The following is a 16,301-nucleotide window of genomic DNA, read 5'->3' as shown; positions in this document are numbered from 1 at the left end:
CAGGGGGATTTACCGCCCATCTCCAGCGCGCAGCGGGCACCACGGCGGACCGCGCTGGCGCCGATCTCCAGCCCCGCGCGGGTCGAACCGGTGAAGGACATCACCGCCACATCGGGATGATCGGTGAGCTGCGCCCCGACCGAGGCCCCATCGCCGTTGATCAGGTTGAAGGCACCGGGCGGCAGGCCAGCGGCGTCCAGAATTTCGGCAAAGATCCGGGCGTTGAGCGGCGTATGCTCGCTGGGTTTCAGGACGACCGGACAGTCGGCCGCGAGGGCTGCAAAGACCTTGAGACTGATCTGGTGGATCGGCCAGTTCCAGGGGGTGATCAGCCCGGCGACGCCGGTGGGCTGTCGGATCAGGTGATCGCCGTTTGGCAGTGTTTCGGCAAAGGCAAACCCGCGCAGGGCATCAAGGGTGGCATCCAGCTGGATCAGGAAGGTTTCGGCCTGCGCGTTGCGGGACAGATCAATCGGCGCCCCCATCTCCAGCGAAATCGCCTGCGCGAGGTCTTCCCGGCGGCTGTCAAAACCGGCTCTGATCCGCTCCAACAGGGCGACCCGGTTGTCCTTGCTGCCAAGTGCTTCCGCCAGATGGGCGCGTTTGGCCGCCGCCACGGCGGCCTCCACATCCGCAGGACCGGCGTGATGCAGCATGGCCACTGGCGTCTCGGTGGCAGGGTTGATGACAGGGCTGCACTGGGTGCCGGTTACTGGTGTCCAGCGACCATCTATATAGCTGTGGGTCAGATCGGAGGGGGAATATGTCATGGGAAAAGCCTCGGGTTGGATCGAATGGGGGGGTGACATGGCGCCGGGCGCGCACAAGTGCGGGATCCAAAGGGGGTGTCCCCCTTGGATGGTGTTTTTTCTGTTTGGTCGGAACGGATGAACCGTGATGGTTATCGGGGGATCCAGGCCCCCCCTTCGGCAGAGGAGGTCTGTGCGGCAGAGATGAACCACATCCCGTCCAGCCCCGCCTGAAGACCGGGCAGCATCGGATTGTCGGTGCCGGTCTCGATCACTTCGGCGATGTCGGTGTAAAGCGTTGCGAACCCCTCCAGATATCCCTCCGGGTGGCCAGGTGGAACGCGGGTCCAGTCCGGGCCAATATTGGCGCCGCCACGAGTCAGGATCTGTTTGGGTTCACCAAAGCGGGTGAAGGTCATCTGATTGGGGTCCTGATGCTCCCACTCCAGACCGCCCTTGTCGCCATAGATGCGCAGGCGCAGGCTGTTTTCGCAGCCGACCGCAATCTGGCTGGCCCAGAGCATACCGCGCGCGCCCTCGGCATAGCGCAGCAGGATATGAGCGTTGTCATCAACCTGACGTCCGGGCCCGAAACTGTGCAGCTCAGCCGAGAGCGCCTCTGGCGCCAGACCGCTGACAAAACAGGCGAGGTTAAAGGCATGGGTGCCGATATCGCCAATCGCCCCGGCGCCGGATTGGGCGGGATCGGTGCGCCAGGCGGCCTGTTTGTGGCCCTCCTGTTCAATCACGTTGGTCAGCCAGTCCTGCGCATATTCCGCCTGCACCAGCCGGATCCGGCCCAGATCGCCGCGCGCAACCATGGCACGGGCCTGCCGCAGCAGCGGATAACCGGTGTAGTTATGGGTCAGAAAGAACCGCGCGTTGCTGCTGCGCGCCGCCTCTTTGATCGCCTCGGCCTCTGCCACGCTGGCGGCAAGGGGCTTGTCGCAGATCACATGGATGCCCGCGTTGAGAAAGGCGATGCTGGGACCTGCGTGCAGATGGTTGGGGGTCACGATGGCCACCGCATCGATGCCATCCTCACGGGCGGCCTCGGCCTCGGCTATCTCCGCAAAACTGGCATAGCTGCGATCCGGGTCAATCCCCAGCTCGGCGGCGCTGGCGGAGGCACGCGCGGGATCAGAGGACAGCGCCCCGGCAACCAGCTGAAACCGGTCATCCATCCGCGCGGCGATCCGGTGCACCGCTCCGATGAAGGCGCCCTGTCCGCCCCCGACCATGCCCAATTTGAGGCGTGTCTTGCGATCTGTCGTCATAGTCCCAGCATCTCCCGGATTGTATCGTTGTCCCGTTCGCCCCCGGCAAAATCGTCAAAGGCCTTGTCGGTGACCTCGATCAGGTGGCGTTTGATGAACGGCGCGCCCTCGGCGGCGCCCTGTGCGGGCGATTTGAGGCAGCATTCCCATTCCAGCACCGCCCAGCTGTCATAGCCATATTGGGTCAGCTTGGAAAAAATCGCTGAAAAATCAACCTGCCCGTCGCCCAGAGACCGGAACCGGCCGGCACGGTTGGTCCAGTTCTGATAGCCTGAGTAGACCCCCTGCCGCCCGTCGGGATTGAACTCCGCGTCCTTCACATGAAAGGCATTGATCCGATCATGGTAGAGGTCGATGAAGGCGAGGTAATCCAGCTGCTGCAGCAGGAAATGGCTGGGATCATAGTTGATCATCGCCGCCGCATGGCCGCCGCAGGCCTCCACAAACATCTCAAACGTCGCCCCGTCAAAGACATCCTCGCCGGGGTGGAGTTCAAATCCGATATCCTGCCCGCAGTCAGCATAATGATTGAGGATCGGCGTCCAGCGCCTGCCCAGCTCGGTGAAGGTTTCCTCAATCAGCCCCTCCGGGCGCTGTGGCCAGGGGTAGAGATAGGGAAAGGCGAGCGAGCCGGTAAAGCTGACCGTATGCGACAGGCCCAGCCGCTGGCTGGCGAGGGCGGCCTTGTGCATCTGATCCACCGCCCAGGCTTGCCGCTTGACAGGGTTGCCGCGACACTGCTCCGGCGCAAAAGCATCCAGCGCGAGATCATAGGCCGGGTTCACCGCGACCAGCTGCCCCTGAAGATGGGTCGACAGTTCGGTGATCGCAACGCCCGCATCGGCGCAGATGCCCTTTACCTCGTCGCAGTAGGTCTGGCTTTCGGCGGCGCGCTCCAGATCAAAGAGACGGCTGTCGAATGTCGGGATCTGCACCCCCCGATAGCCAAGGCCAGCGGCCCATTTGGTGATCGTGTCCAGTGAATTGAACGGCGCCTCATCCCCGGCGAATTGCGCCAGGAACAGCGCCGGGCCTTTGATCTGCGTCTTCACGTCTGCTCTCCCTCAGACCTGGGTCATTCCCAGGTGACAAATTCGGTTGGTACTTCCAGAAACTGCTGCGGCGGCAGGTCCGGCGATTTGATCGCCTGGAGTGCCGCCTTGGCGAGGAAGACGCCGGTGGCCTCGATATCTTCCTGAACGACAATGATCTCTGGGCGCACGAATTTCAGCATATGCAGCCCCTCCTTGGCGACGACGTCGAATTCCTGCCCGACGGTGCAGCCGCAGCTTTCCATGCCGGCAACCACCGACATGGTGGCGTTGGTGGAGGCGCAGAGGAAGCCGTCGATTGTCGGATCCTCGCGGTGTTTCTCGGCTGCCCAGTTGCGCAGATCCTTATATAGGCCGTTGCTCTGGACCTGACGGGCCACGTGCAGCTGGATCCCCAGCGCCTTGGCGGCGTGGCGGGCGCCGTTCACCATGTCATTGGCATAGTTCTGGGCCAGAGGCGGCGCCAGCAGTACGATATTCTTGCGGCCCCGCGCGGCCAGTTCGGCGAGGGACAATTCGGAAAAGGCGAAATTGTCGAAGTCGTAATATGGGTGCTGATCGGCCCATTTGGTGCGCCCATGGGTGGCAAAGGGGAAATTCCGCTCAATCAGATATTCCGCGCGCTTATCCTCTGGTTCGACCTGATTGAAAATCACGCAATCTGCGGTCTGGTTCTCGACGATGTAGCGCACCGCGCGCAGCGGATCGTCGTCTGGAAACACCGGCGAGACATTGAGGTGATAATGGGTTTCGCGCAGCGCCAGCCCCAGCGAGGTCAGCAACCGCGCCGTCTGGGTCATCATTTCGCGTTCTGCGGACATCACCAGACTGATGACATTGGTGCGCCCGGTGCGCAGCCGCACGCCAGCGCGGTTTGGCACATAGCCGAGCGCATCGGCGATTTCGCGTACCTTCTTCTTGGTCGCCTCGCTGATATCGGGCGCATCGGAAAGCGCCCGCGAGACCGTGGGCACAGCCATGCCGCTGGCCTTGGCGATGGTTTTGAGCGTCGGCTTCTTGCCATCGCGGGGCAGGCCGTCACTTGGGGGATTTGATTTGGGCATCGGTGCCTCGCCTTCCTCACATCGGGGTTTGGGACCTCTATCAGATCCACGACCCCACGTCCTGATCTCCGTGTTGCAGAAAACATCTTGCGAGGTCAATCTAAATCGTTATAAGTCGACCTATAACGATTTAGTCAGGGAGGATAAATCGTGAAATTAACATCCATACTGATGACGACAGCACTCAGTGTTAGCGCCACCATTGCCCAGTCTGCCGATCTGGAGGTTACCCATTGGTGGACCTCGGGCGGCGAGGCTGCGGCGGTCACGAAATTTGCCGATGCGGTCAATGGCCAGACGGCGCATAACTGGGTTGATGGCGCAATTGCCGGATCCGGCACCACTGCGCGTCCGATCATCATCAGCCGTATTCTGGGCGGTGATCCAATGGCCGCGACGCAGCTCACCCATGGTCGCCAGGCCGAGGAGCTGATCGAGGCGGGGCTGATGACCGATCTCACCGAGCTGGCGGAGAAGGAAGGCTGGCGCGATATCGTCAACCCGCCGTCGCTGCTGGACAGCTGCACCTACGAGGGTCGCATCTACTGCGTGCCGGTCAATATCCATTCCACGCAGTGGCTCTGGCTCAGCCATGAGGCCTTTGACAAGGCAGGGATGAGCGTGCCGCAGGATTGGTATGAATTTGTCGCCGCCGCGCCAAAGCTGGCCGAGGCCGGTATCGTGCCCTTGGCGATGGGGCAGCAGGGTTGGCAGCAGCGGATCGCCTTTGGCGCGCTGACCGTCGGGCTGGTTGATCAGGACAGCTGGCGCAAAGTGTCGCTGGAGCGGGATGCCGGGGTTGCCGCCGGGCCGCAATATGCCAAGGTCTTCGACGCGGTGGTCGACGCCCGTGAGCTGGCGCGCAACAGCAATGTGCAGGACTGGAATCTGGCCACCAATATGGTCATCACTGGCAAGGCCGGTGGGCAGATCATGGGCGATTGGGCGCAGGGGGAATTCACCCTCGCTGAACAGGTGGCCGGACAGGATTACACCTGCCTGCCCGGTATGGGGCTGAACCAGATCATCGATACCAGCGGTGATGCCTTCTACTTCCCGGTGATTGATGATGCCGAGGTCAGACAGGGGCAGATGGATATGGCGTCGGTGCTGATCTCCAAGGAGGTTCAGGTCGCTTTCAACCTGACCAAGGGCTCCCTGCCGGTGCGCGGGGATGTCGATCTTTCGGCAGCCAATGACTGCATGAAAAAGGGTCTCGCGATCCTGGCGGATGGCAATGTGCTGCCCAGCATGGATCAGGCGTTTTCAGCCGATACCCAGGCGCAGATTCAGGATCTGATGGCGGAATTCTGGGCCTCCGATATGGCGGCGGCAGATGCGCAGGCGCGCTATGCCGAGATTATCGCGGACGCTGACTGAGCCGCACGTCAACCGGGGCACGCTGCGATCTGTGCCCCGGTTGCCGTCTGCCCCTGATCGGTACGCTGATCCAGAACGAGACATATCATGACACCAGCCCCTCCAACCGGCCGCTGCGGGCACAGCCCCGCGGCCCGGCCCCGCCCGCCGCGCGCCTTGCGCAATCTCAACGCAAAAATCGCCTCCGTGCCGATGATCCTCACCGCGCTGGTGGTGTTCATGGGGGGTACCGCCTGGACCGTTGCGCATTCCTTCACCAAATCGCGGCTGCTGCCGAAGTGGAAATTCGTCGGCTTTGATCAATATGAGCGACTCTGGTCCAGCAATCGCTGGCTGATCTCAGTCGAGAACCTGCTGATCTATGGCCTCTGCTCGCTGATGCTGACGATGGCGATCGGCTTCACACTGGCGGCGCTTCTGGATCGCAAAATCCGCTTTGAGGGCGCGTTTCGCACCATTTTCCTCTATCCGTTTGCGCTGTCCTTTGTGGTGACTGGTCTGGCCTGGCAATGGATCCTGAACCCAGATTTCGGCATTCAGAATGTGGTGCGCAGCTGGGGTTGGGAGAGCTTTGCCTTTGACCCGCTGAACAACCCTGAAACGGTCATTTTCGGCGTGCTGATCGCCGGGCTGTGGCAGGGTAGCGGTTTTGTCATGGTGATCATGTTGGCCGGGCTGCGCGGCATTGATGAGGACATCTGGAAAGCCGCCCGCGTCGATGGCATCGGCGTCACCAAAACCTATGTCCGCGTGATTATCCCGATGATGCGTCCAGTGTTTGTCACCGCGCTGGTGATCATCGCCAGCGGCATTATCAAGCTTTACGATCTGGTGGTGGCCCAGACCAATGGTGGCCCCGGCATATCATCCGAGGTGCCTGCAAAATATGTGATCAACTACATGTTTGAGGCCCAGAACCTGGGCCAGGGTTTTGCCGCCTCCACCATGATGCTGCTGTCGGTGATCATCATCCTTGTGCCTTGGGCCTATCTCGAATTCGGAGGAAAGAAACGTGGTTGATTTGACCCCACAGACCCCGAAAGGTAGCCCGGTTCGTATTTTGGACGGCCCGCGCGGCGCCAAGCCAAAGACGAGAGTGTCGCGGCGAAATGTCATGCTTTACGGAACGCTGCTGCTGATCGCGCTCTACTATCTGCTGCCGCTCTATGTGATGGTCGTTACCTCGCTCAAGGGGATGCCGGAAATCCGGTTGGGCAATATCTTCTCCCCGCCGGTCGAGATCACATTTCAGCCCTGGATCAAGGCGTGGTCAGAGGCCTGCACCGGCATCAACTGCGATGGGCTGAGCCGGGGGTTTGGCAATTCGATCAAGATCCTGGTGCCGTCGGTGGCTCTCTCCATCGCCATTGCAAGCGTCAACGGTTACGCCCTCGCGAACTGGCGGTTCAAAGGATCGGAGACGTTTTTCACCATCCTGATCATTGGCGCCTTCATCCCCTATCAGACCATGCTTTACCCGATTGTGATCATCCTGCGCGAGCTGAAGCTGATGGGATCGCTATGGGGGCTGGTGCTGGTGCATTCGATCTTTGGCATGCCAATCCTGACGCTGCTGTTCCGCAACTATTTTTCCTCCCTGCCGGAGGAGCTGTTCAAGGCGGCGCGGGTGGATGGCGCCGGGTTCTGGGGCATCTATCTGCGCGTCATGGTGCCAATGTCGATCCCGATCTTCGTCGTGGCCATGATCCTGCAAGTCACTGGAATCTGGAACGATTTCCTGTTTGGCGTGATCTACACCAAGCCCGAAACCTATCCGATGACCGTGCAGCTCAACAATATCGTCAACTCCGTCCAGGGGGTGAAGGAATATAACGTCAACATGGCTGCAACCCTGCTGACCGGGTTGGTGCCGCTGGTGATCTACCTCGTCTCTGGCAAACTGTTTGTGCGCGGCATCGTTGCTGGCGCCGTGAAAGGCTGATCTCTCATGACACTTATGACCCACTCCGTTGAGATCCGCGACCTCGACCTCCATTTCGGCGAGTTGCAGGTTCTGCATCAGCTGAATCTTGATATCGAGCAGGGTGAATTCCTTGTGCTGCTCGGCTCATCCGGCTGCGGCAAGTCCACCTTGCTGAACTGTATTGCGGGCCTGCTGGATATCAGCGACGGGCAGATTTTTATTCAGGGCCAGAATGTTACCTGGGCGGAACCGTCGGAGCGCGGCATCGGCATGGTGTTCCAATCCTACGCGCTTTATCCGCAGATGACGGTTGAGGGGAACCTCTCCTTTGGTCTGAAAAACGCCCGCCTGCCCAAACCGGAGATCGCCAAACGCGTGGCCCGCGCCGCCGAGGTCTTGCAGATTGAGCCGCTGTTGAAACGTAAGCCCGCCGCGCTGTCGGGCGGGCAACGCCAGCGCGTCGCCATCGGGCGGGCGCTGGTGCGCGATGTGGATGTTTTCCTGTTCGATGAGCCGCTGTCCAATCTGGATGCCAAGCTGCGCGCCGATCTGCGGGTGGAGCTGAAACGGCTGCATCAGCAGCTGGCCAATACCATGATCTACGTCACCCATGATCAGGTCGAGGCGATGACGCTGGCCGACCGCATCGCCATTATGAAGGGCGGCCGGATCATGCAGTTGAGCAGCCCGGATGAAATCTACAACCGGCCCCAGAACCTCTATGTGGCTGGCTTTATTGGCAGTCCGGCAATGAACCTGATCGAGGGGGTGCTGATCGATGGCGTCTTCCATGCCGGATCTCTGGCCCTGCCCATGCAGCGATACGACTACCGGAACGGGCCGCACCACGGCGCCGCCGTGATTGGCATCCGTCCGGAACATATCCTGACCGGAGAGCAGATCACCCGCGCTGATGCCACTGCCGAGGTCTTGGTGGATCTGGTCGAGGGGCTGGGGTCGGACACGCTGGTCTATGCCACCCATGGCGCGCAGAATTTGCGCCTGCGCATGGATGGGGCCAGCCGGGTTTCGGCAGGCGACCGGCTGCGCATCGGCTTTGACACGGCCCGTGCCTCTCTCTTTGACCCCAACACCGAAGCGCGCCTGTGACAGCGCCAGAAGGATCCATCATGACGGCAATTTCCTATCAACTCTATGGCTCGCGCAATTGGCCGCTGGCTGAAACGCTCTCCATGCTGGCGGAGGCTGGCTATAAACATGTTGAGGGCTACGGCGCGCTGTTTGCGCAGGCGCCCTCCCTTGCGGAGGATCTGCGCGCAGCTGGGCTGAGCATGCCGACGCTGCACTACGGGCTGGGCGATCTGGAACGGGATCCACAGGCGGCCATTGATCTTGGTCGCGCAGTCGGCGCCGAGGCGATTTTCGCGCCGATGCTGCAGGCCCCGGATCGGCCTGTGGATCCTGCCGGCTGGCAGGCGTTTGCCGCCCGACTGGTGGCCGCTGGGCGGCCTTTGCAGGAGGCGGGATTTGTCTTTGGCTGGCACAACCATGATTTTGAGCTGATCGATCTGGGCGACGGGGTGATGCCGCTGGATATCATTGCCGGGGCCTCGCCCGAGCTGAAACTGGAGCTGGATCTGGGCTGGACGGCCCGCGCGGGTCACGACCCGGTCGCTATGGTGGAGCGTTTCGCAGGTCAGATCCACGCCGCCCATATCAAGGACGTCGCTCCGGCCGGCGCCTGCACGGATGAGGACGGCTGGGCCGATGTGGGTCACGGCATGGTCACATGGGCCCCGGTTCACGCCGCCCTGCAAAAGGCGGGTGTGCGCCGTTACGTGATTGAACATGACAACCCCAGTGATCATCGCCGGTGCGCCCGTCGGTCGCTGGCGACGGTACAGGCGTTCTGAGAGGATATCATGACAGAGCTGGGCATTGGCATCATCGGATGCGGAAATATCTCCCTCACCTATCTGAAAATGATCCCCCTTTTCAGCGGGATGAAGCTTCGCGCGGTGGCCGATATCAACCCCGAAGCGGCACAGGCGCGGGCGGCGGAACACGGGCTGCGTGCCGAAACCGTTGAGGGTCTTTTGGCGGCTGAGGATGTCGCGGTGGTGGTCAATCTCACTATTCCGGAGGCGCATTATCCGCTGACCCGCCGTATTCTGGAGGCGGGCAAACACGCCTATTCGGAAAAGCCACTGGCGCTGACGCTGGACCAGGCCATTGCCCTGCGGGATCTGGCCGGGCAGCGCGGCCTGCGTGTGGGATCCGCGCCCGATACATTTCTGGGCGGCGCCCATCAACTGGCCCGCGCCATGATTGATGAGGGCCGGGTCGGCCAGGTGATCGGCGGCACCTGCCATGTCATGTCACGCGGGATGGAGCATTGGCATCCGAACCCTGATTTCTTTTTTCAGCCGGGGGGCGGGCCGGTTCTGGACCTCGGGCCCTATTATATTGCCAATCTCATTCAGCTGCTGGGGCCGGTCAGATCGGTGGCGGCGATGACGGCGGCCAGTTTCCCCACCCGCACCATCGGCAATGGGCCGCGCCACGGTGAAGAGATCCCGGTTGACACGCCCACCAATATCCATGCGCTGCTGGAATTCGACACCGGCGCGATCATCACCCTGGGGGCCAGCTGGGATGTCTGGACCAGCAGCCACCCCAATATGGAACTCTACGGGACCAAGGGCACCCTGCAGCTGCCCGACCCCAATTATTTCGGCGGCGTGGTCAGGATGAGCGAAGGGGACGGTGATTTGACCCCCTTGGCACCGGATGATCATCCCTTTGGTCAGCTGAACGAAACGCGGCCCGACGGGCGCCGTCAGGCCAATTACCGCGCTGCGGGTCTTGCGGATATGGTTGCCGCCATCAGTCAGAACCGGCCCCATCGTTGCGGCATCGAGCTGGCGGCCCATACCGTTGATGTGATGATGGCCATTCTGAAGGCAGGCGAGACCCGCGCCTGGGTCGCGACCACCACCAGCTGCCCCCGCCCTGCCCCACTGCCCCCGCAGGCCGCCCAAGCTTTGATGCGCTGAGGGCGGGGCCAGGATCGTCCGCGATCTTGATGGTCAGGTCGGCGGCATCATTCATCCAGAACGGATGTGTCGACGGCCAGTAACTCCTGGACCAGCGGGTTCGGGAAACGGCGTCTCAGGGTGATCGCATAAAAGGTCTCGCGGATGCGGGGGTGATCTTCTGCCTCCAGCAACCGCCCGGAAGACAACTCATCCTGCACCACGATGGGGGCCACCAGCGCCAGGCCTATGTCTTCGCGGGCCAGCAGACGCATCATCGCCATGTCGTCGACCTCCGCCGCTACCTGCGGCACCACCGACAGGCGACTGGCCATGGCATCAAAGGCGGTGCGCACCGTATTGTCGGTGGTCGGCAGCACAAAAGGCTGGGTGGTCAGCAGCTCCCGGATGGGCAGGCCCGGGTTCAGTCGGTCCGGGGTGCCGACGATGCTGACCGCCTGATCCGCGATCTGATGGGTTTCATAAGGTGTCAGGCTGTCATTGGGGGGTTCGCGGTTCATCAGCACCAGATCAAGGTTCAGCGTCGCCAGCCCTTCCAGCAGCTCGGTCGGGCTGCCGGATCGGAGGATCACCTCAACATCACTGCGCGCCAGCATTGGCCGCAGAAATCCGATCTGAAAGTTCCGCGACAGGGTCGCCAGCGCGCCGACGCGCAGGGCCTGGCGGCTGCGGCCAGTGTCCTCAAGCGTGGCGATCAGCTCCTGCCCGGTGGCAAAGATCGCATCCGCATGATCCAGCGCGATCCGTCCGGCTTCGGTCAGATGCAATTGTCGCCCGCGCCGGTCAAACAGCGGGTGCCCCAGCCGTTCTTCCAGCTGCTTGATCTGCACAGACAGCGCCGATTGCGACAGGTTCAGCCGCTGGGCGGTGCGGGTCAGATTGCCATCATGGGCCACAGCCCAGAAATAGCGCAGGTGATGATAGTTCAAAGGCATTCATTCGTTTTAATAGAACGAAAAGAACGGAACAATGAATTTTTATTAATATGCGCCCGGCGTTACCTCTTTCGCTGACGCAGCGTCGCTTGCTGCACTGTGATTGGGAGAGCCTCTTATGCTGTATTTGTTTCTGCCGCTTCTGGCCCCGGCCCTGCTGCTGGCGGTGGCGTTCCGTGCCCGCCGCAGCCCCGGTCGGCGCCCTGCTGCATTGCCACGTCTGGCGGAATATGCAGGGCTTGGCGCTTTTGCTGTTTCGGTGATGTCTGCGGTTTTGCTGATGATGACCGGTCCGGGCAGCTCGCCTTTGCTTGGCCTTTTTGGAGTTGGCCTGTCGGTGCGGCTGGATGTGGTCAGCGTTGTGATGCTTTGTCTGGTCAGTTTCATCGGCTGGATCGTGCTGCGTTACAGCGCCACTTATATGGATGGCGAGGCGCGGCAGGGGGCCTTTACCGGCTGGATGGCGGCCACTTTGGCGGCGGTTCTACTCTTGGTGATGTCGGGTAATCTGGTGCAGCTGGTGCTGGCCTGGACTGCCACCAGCCTGTGTCTGCATCAGCTGCTGCTGTTTTACCGTGACCGGACCACAGCGCGCCGCGCGGCCCGCAAGAAGGCCTTGGTGGCGCGGGCCAGCGAGCTGTCTCTGGCCGTCGCCGCGCTCTTGCTGATCATGGCCTATGGGACCAGCGATATTGCCACCATTCTGGCCACCGCTGCGCCGGATCTGCTCACCGGTGCTGCCGCAGTGCTGATCGCGCTGGCGGCGGTTCTGGCCTCAGCGCAGTTTCCGACCCATGGTTGGCTGACCGAGGTGATGGAGGCCCCGACGCCGGTGTCCGCATTGCTGCATGCGGGCGTGATCAACGCCGGGGGTTTCCTGCTGATCCGCTTTGCCGATGTGATGCTGGCCGCGCCTGCGGTGATGGCGGTGCTGGTGATGCTGGGTGGGTTCACTGCGCTGTTTGGCGGGTTGGTGATGCTGACGCAGCCGGCCGTGAAGACCTCGCTTGCCTGGTCCACCATCGCGCAGATGGCGTTTATGATCATGCAATGTGGTCTGGCGCTGTTCCCGCTGGCGCTGCTGCATATCGTGGCGCATTCGCTCTACAAGGCGCACGCGTTTCTCAGCGCGGGTGAGGCGGTGGCCAATGTTGCCGCGATCCGGCGCCCCGGTCCCGTCGCAGTGCCGAGCGGACGCAATGTGATGCAGGCCTTTGGCATCGGTATCGTGATTTATGCACTGGTTGGGGCGGTCTTTGGCTTTGACGGCAAATCGGTGCAGGCGATTGCGCTGGGGGTGATCCTGATTTTTGGCGTGGCCTATATTCTGGCTCAGGGGCTGGCCGATGCCGCCCCCGGTGCGCTGACCCGGCGCACGGTGATCTATGCGGCGGCCACCTCTGTCAGTTATTTCCTGCTGCAACTGGCGGCGCTGAAACTGACCGCAGGCACCCTGCCCGCCACCCCTGCCCCCGGTCCGCTGGAATGGGCGCTGATCCTGCTGGCGCTGGTCAGCTTTGGCGCGGTGGCTGTGGCGCAGGCGACCTTCCCGCTCTGGGCGATGCATCCGGCGGCTGCGGGGCTGCGGGTTCACCTGTCCAACGGGCTTTATGCAAACGCAATCTTTGACCGGCTGCTGGACGGCTGGTCCAAGCGCACAACGGCCTGAAACCGGGAGACTGACCTTATGTTGATGAAACACGAAACCTATCCCGCCGCCCTGCTGGAACTGGTTACCAAGGCCAATACCGCCAGTCGCCAGATCCCGCCGCTGTTTCCGTTGACCGCAAGTGTGGCCGTGAATCCCTTTCTGGGCCAAAGCGACGAACCGCTGGCCAGGGCCTCGGCGCGTCTGGCACGGGTGGCGGGCCAGCGCATCACCCCGCAGCGCAGCCATTGGGCCGCGCAATATCATAGCGGCGCACTGCGCGACGATGAGCTGCGCGCGGCCCTCGCGACTGCTGTACATGGCCCTGCCGAGGCGGTCACCTTGCAGGATCTGATCGCTGTCCTGACATCAAAGGCCCCGGATGCGGGCGCTACAGAACTCAGCGCGGTGCCAACCGTGGCGGAACTGGCCGCAGATATTTCCGGCATCGACTGGCCCGGCCTTATTGAGGATCGGATCGGTGCCTTTGCCGCCAGTCATTTCGATCAGGGGCAGGCACTGTGGCAGCCCGACCGGACCGGAGGTGCCTATGCCGCGTGGCGGCAGTTTGCCACCCGCGACCTGACACCAGAGATTCACGGGCTTGTGGGGTTTGGCGGGTTTGTTGCCGCCACCAACCGGTCACATTGGCGCGCGATTGGTCGCGCCTCCGAAACGCTGGGTATCAGTTTTGACGCGGCCGAAACCGCATTTCATCGCTGGCTGATCACCCTTCAGGGCTGGGCGCAATATGGCCGCTACCTGTCGTGGCAGGCCGAGCTGGAGGGCGGCAGCGACACCACCACGGTTGAGCTGTTGGCGATCCGCATGGTGTTTGACGAGGCATTGTTCCATCAGTACCGCGATCAGATCACTGCCCGTTGGGACGCGGTGATCACCAGCCATGAAACCCCGGTGACGCCAACCCGCGATCAGGTGATGGATGCGATCCTGCAAGAGGCTGGCGACCGGGCACAGCAGCGGCAATTGGCCAACACATTGGCAACGCGCAGCCCGCAGGATGCCGCGCAGGACAACGACACCAATGCGCGGCCCGCGGTGCAAGCGGCCTTTTGCATTGATGTGCGGTCCGAAGTGTTCCGCCGCGCGCTGGAGGCGCAGGATAGCGGCGTCGAGACCATCGGGTTTGCCGGGTTCTTTGGCCTTGCGGCGGCGCACTCAGCGGCTGGATCCGATGTGTGTGAGGCCCGTGGGCCGGTCCTGTTAAAACCCGGCGTCACCTCATCGGCGGTTGAGGCGGACAACCTAGATCTGGCGCGGCGCTATGCGGCGCGGGCCAGACGCGCCTGGGGTCGGTTCAAGCTGGCGGCGGTGTCTTCCTTTGCCTTTGTTGAGGCGACGGGGCCGGTTTATGCGGGCAAGCTGCTGCGCGATGCCTTTGGTGTCAGCGGTCGCACCGCTACCGATCCGGCGCCGCAACTGGACGCGTCGGTGGATCTGGACAGCCGCGTCGTGATGGCAAAAACGATCCTGTCAGCGATGTCGCTGACCGACAACTTTGCCGCTGTGGTTCTGCTGGCGGGTCATGGCGCGGATGTGACCAACAACCCCCATGCCAGCGCCCTGCAGTGCGGCGCTTGCGGAGGTTATGCGGGCGATGTGAATGCGCGGTTGCTGGCGGGATTGCTAAACGATCCATCTGTGCGCGCCGCCTTGTCGGATCAGGGGATCAAGATCCCTACAGACACGGTATTCCTGCCTGCGTTGCACCACACCACCACCGATCAGGTGACCCTGTTCGAACAGGATTTGCCCGATGGGTCCGCAGTGCGTCTCACGCGTGAGCTGGCCCGCATCCGCTGCTGGGTCAAGGCTGCTGGCGCATTGGCGCGCAGTGAACGGGCGGCACGGCTGCCACGGGCGCAATCGGGCAAGGATATTCTGCGGCGCTCGTCTGATTGGGCCGAGCTGCGCCCCGAATGGGGGCTGGCGGGGTGCCGGGCCTTTGTTGCGGCGCCACGCAGCCGGACCGACGGCACTGCGCTGGACGGCCAGTCCTTCCTGCACAGCTATGACTGGCGGGCGGATGAGGGGTTTGGCGTGCTGGAATTGATCATGACGGCGCCGGTGGTGGTCGCCAGCTGGATCAGCCTGCAATATTATGGCTCCAGCGTGGCCCCGGCCCTGTTCGGCGGCGGCAACAAACTGTTGCACAATGTGGTCGGCGGTATCGGCGTGCTGGAGGGCAATGGTGGTGCGCTGAAACCCGGCCTGCCCTGGCAGTCGGTGCATGATGGCGAAGCACTGCAACATGACCCGCTGCGCCTGACCGTGGTGATCGAAGCGCCGCGTGTGGCCATGACGCAGATCCTGGAACGCCACCCGCAGGTGCGCGCGCTGTTCGACAATGGCTGGCTGCATCTGATTGCGATGGATGAGCACGGGCAGCTGGCTTGGCGCTATGACGGGGACCTCAGCTGGTCACGGTTTGATCGGGGCGACGCCCCCGGCGCCGTGTCCCCGCTTGGCATCGCTGCCGAGTAGCCGGAGCCAGCCGCCGTCTGACCCAGAGCGCCGCCTGGCCAATGCGCGGGCGGCGTTTTTGTGGCGGGTGATCTGGTGCCAGCAGGCCGGGATCAGTCCAGCGAGACCCAGAGGACATGCGCGTCCTCCTCGCTGGTCGATACGCAGCAATGGCCCATACCGCTGTCATAATAGACCGTATCGCCGGACTTCATCGGCAGCGGGCGGTAATGTTCAGTATAAAGGATCAGTTCACCACTGATCACCAACATGAATTCCTCGCCGCTGTGGCGGATCCATGTTTCAAACTCCGACACATCCCGCGCCTTGATCCGACTGAAATAGGGCAGCATCCGTTTGCTTGTCAGCTCGGTACAGAGCAGCTCATGGTCGTAGGTCTCGGTTTCCTGATGCTCGCCTTGGCCCTTGCGGGTGTAGTCGCGCCGACCGGAGATATCGCTCTTGGCGGATTGCACGAAGAGCTGCGGCGTCTGCAGATCCAGCGTCTGCATCAGGCGGCGAATGATCTCGAAACTGGGGCGGGTTTGGTTGTTCTCGATCTTCGACAGTGTGGAGCGCCCGATATTGGCGGCCTTTGCGGCCTCCTCCAGCGTCAGCCCCTTATCTTTTCGCGAATCTCGAATCATTTTCCCCAGCGCATCGCCGTCCGGGGCCTCGGCCACCTCTGTCACGGGGGCACCGTCTTCCGGATTGATGGGTTCCATTGGCGTGCAATCTCCTGAGTTTCCCAATGTTTAACTCCCTCCCAAA

General features: G+C 62.3%; 14 protein-coding genes. 8 read left to right on the top strand and 6 right to left on the bottom strand.

Features of this window, described 5'->3' with window-relative positions:
* The 4 genes from J4721_RS19125 to J4721_RS19110 form a co-directional block, all read right to left on the bottom strand.
* Positions 1–770, bottom strand: a 770-nt coding sequence (locus J4721_RS19125; protein WP_211003482.1) for an aldehyde dehydrogenase family protein, incomplete at its 3' end; no start/stop codon positions are given.
* Between the two features lie 131 nt (positions 771–901).
* A complete protein-coding gene (locus tag J4721_RS19120; protein ID WP_211003353.1) occupies positions 902–2,026 on the bottom strand; it encodes a Gfo/Idh/MocA family protein in 1,125 nt (374 codons plus the stop codon).
* Positions 2,023–3,078, bottom strand: coding sequence for a sugar phosphate isomerase/epimerase (locus J4721_RS19115; RefSeq protein WP_211003354.1), 1,056 nt, complete (start codon positions 3,076–3,078; stop codon positions 2,023–2,025). The genes J4721_RS19120 and J4721_RS19115 overlap by 4 nt, the downstream gene beginning before the upstream one ends.
* A gap of 23 nt (positions 3,079–3,101) precedes the next feature.
* Positions 3,102–4,142 carry a LacI family transcriptional regulator gene (locus tag J4721_RS19110; RefSeq protein ID WP_014889443.1) on the bottom strand — a complete coding sequence of 347 codons (1,041 nt, stop codon included), beginning with the start codon at positions 4,140–4,142 and terminating at the stop codon, positions 3,102–3,104.
* Between the two features lie 150 nt (positions 4,143–4,292).
* Here J4721_RS19110 and J4721_RS19105 point away from each other — a divergent pair, with 150 nt between their 5' ends.
* From J4721_RS19105 to J4721_RS19080, 6 genes are all read left to right on the top strand, one after another.
* The gene (locus J4721_RS19105; RefSeq protein WP_014889444.1) at positions 4,293–5,522 is read left to right on the top strand and encodes an ABC transporter substrate-binding protein; all 1,230 of its coding nucleotides are present in this window, start codon (positions 4,293–4,295) and stop codon (positions 5,520–5,522) included.
* Between the two features lie 87 nt (positions 5,523–5,609).
* Positions 5,610–6,542, top strand: a complete 933-nt coding sequence (locus tag J4721_RS19100; RefSeq protein ID WP_044041121.1) for a carbohydrate ABC transporter permease — start codon at positions 5,610–5,612, stop codon at positions 6,540–6,542.
* A gap of 94 nt (positions 6,543–6,636) precedes the next feature.
* Entirely contained in the window at positions 6,637–7,464 is an 828-nt protein-coding gene (locus J4721_RS19095) for a carbohydrate ABC transporter permease (RefSeq protein ID WP_371816097.1), read from the top strand.
* A 6-nt stretch (positions 7,465–7,470) separates the two neighbouring features.
* Positions 7,471–8,556, top strand: coding sequence for an ABC transporter ATP-binding protein (locus J4721_RS19090; RefSeq protein WP_014889447.1), 1,086 nt, complete (start codon positions 7,471–7,473; stop codon positions 8,554–8,556).
* Positions 8,557–8,576: 20 nt separating this feature from the next.
* Complete coding sequence (locus tag J4721_RS19085) at positions 8,577–9,320, top strand: sugar phosphate isomerase/epimerase (RefSeq protein ID WP_211003356.1); 744 nt, start codon at positions 8,577–8,579, stop codon at positions 9,318–9,320.
* A 9-nt stretch (positions 9,321–9,329) separates the two neighbouring features.
* Positions 9,330–10,463: a Gfo/Idh/MocA family protein gene (locus J4721_RS19080; protein ID WP_211003357.1), complete on the top strand. Its 1,134-nt coding sequence runs from the start codon at positions 9,330–9,332 to the stop codon at positions 10,461–10,463.
* 47 nt (positions 10,464–10,510) lie between these two features.
* Here the strand turns inward: J4721_RS19080 and J4721_RS19075 are convergent, their stop codons facing one another.
* Positions 10,511–11,398, bottom strand: a complete 888-nt coding sequence (locus J4721_RS19075) for a LysR family transcriptional regulator (RefSeq protein ID WP_061047414.1) — start codon at positions 11,396–11,398, stop codon at positions 10,511–10,513.
* Positions 11,399–11,516: 118 nt separating this feature from the next.
* Between J4721_RS19075 and J4721_RS19070 the strand changes: the two genes are divergently transcribed.
* Positions 11,517–13,067 carry a proton-conducting transporter membrane subunit gene (locus J4721_RS19070; RefSeq protein ID WP_076621042.1) on the top strand — a complete coding sequence of 517 codons (1,551 nt, stop codon included), beginning with the start codon at positions 11,517–11,519 and terminating at the stop codon, positions 13,065–13,067.
* 18 nt (positions 13,068–13,085) lie between these two features.
* On the top strand, positions 13,086–15,551 hold the full coding sequence (locus J4721_RS19065; protein WP_211003358.1) for a YbcC family protein: 2,466 nt from the start codon (positions 13,086–13,088) through the stop codon (positions 15,549–15,551).
* A gap of 92 nt (positions 15,552–15,643) precedes the next feature.
* On the opposite strand, the gene J4721_RS19060 is transcribed toward J4721_RS19065, so the two are convergent.
* Positions 15,644–16,255 carry a helix-turn-helix domain-containing protein gene (locus J4721_RS19060; protein ID WP_014876555.1) on the bottom strand — a complete coding sequence of 204 codons (612 nt, stop codon included), beginning with the start codon at positions 16,253–16,255 and terminating at the stop codon, positions 15,644–15,646.
* Positions 16,256–16,301: the final 46 nt, after the last annotated feature.

The organism is Phaeobacter sp. HS011, assembly GCF_018101215.1.
Classification (GTDB): domain Bacteria; phylum Pseudomonadota; class Alphaproteobacteria; order Rhodobacterales; family Rhodobacteraceae; genus Phaeobacter; species Phaeobacter inhibens.
The sequence above is the reverse complement of the archived record's forward strand: the minus strand, read 5'-3'. Positions and strand labels throughout refer to the sequence as shown.

Bases quoted from the DNA above. Each gene is read 5' to 3' on its own strand.
- J4721_RS19120 (WP_211003353.1), bottom strand. From the start codon at position 2,026: ATGACGACAGATCGCAAGACACGCCTCAAATTGGGCATGGTCGGGGGC.
- J4721_RS19110 (WP_014889443.1), bottom strand. From the start codon at position 4,142: ATGCCCAAATCAAATCCCCCAAGTGACGGCCTGCCCCGCGATGGCAAG.
- J4721_RS19100 (WP_044041121.1), top strand. From the start codon at position 5,610: ATGACACCAGCCCCTCCAACCGGCCGCTGCGGGCACAGCCCCGCGGCC.
- J4721_RS19095 (WP_371816097.1), top strand. From the start codon at position 6,637: ATGCTTTACGGAACGCTGCTGCTGATCGCGCTCTACTATCTGCTGCCG.
- J4721_RS19090 (WP_014889447.1), top strand. From the start codon at position 7,471: ATGACACTTATGACCCACTCCGTTGAGATCCGCGACCTCGACCTCCAT.
- J4721_RS19085 (WP_211003356.1), top strand. From the start codon at position 8,577: ATGACGGCAATTTCCTATCAACTCTATGGCTCGCGCAATTGGCCGCTG.
- J4721_RS19080 (WP_211003357.1), top strand. From the start codon at position 9,330: ATGACAGAGCTGGGCATTGGCATCATCGGATGCGGAAATATCTCCCTC.
- J4721_RS19075 (WP_061047414.1), bottom strand. From the start codon at position 11,398: ATGCCTTTGAACTATCATCACCTGCGCTATTTCTGGGCTGTGGCCCAT.
- J4721_RS19070 (WP_076621042.1), top strand. From the start codon at position 11,517: ATGCTGTATTTGTTTCTGCCGCTTCTGGCCCCGGCCCTGCTGCTGGCG.
- J4721_RS19065 (WP_211003358.1), top strand. From the start codon at position 13,086: ATGTTGATGAAACACGAAACCTATCCCGCCGCCCTGCTGGAACTGGTT.
- J4721_RS19060 (WP_014876555.1), bottom strand. From the start codon at position 16,255: ATGGAACCCATCAATCCGGAAGACGGTGCCCCCGTGACAGAGGTGGCC.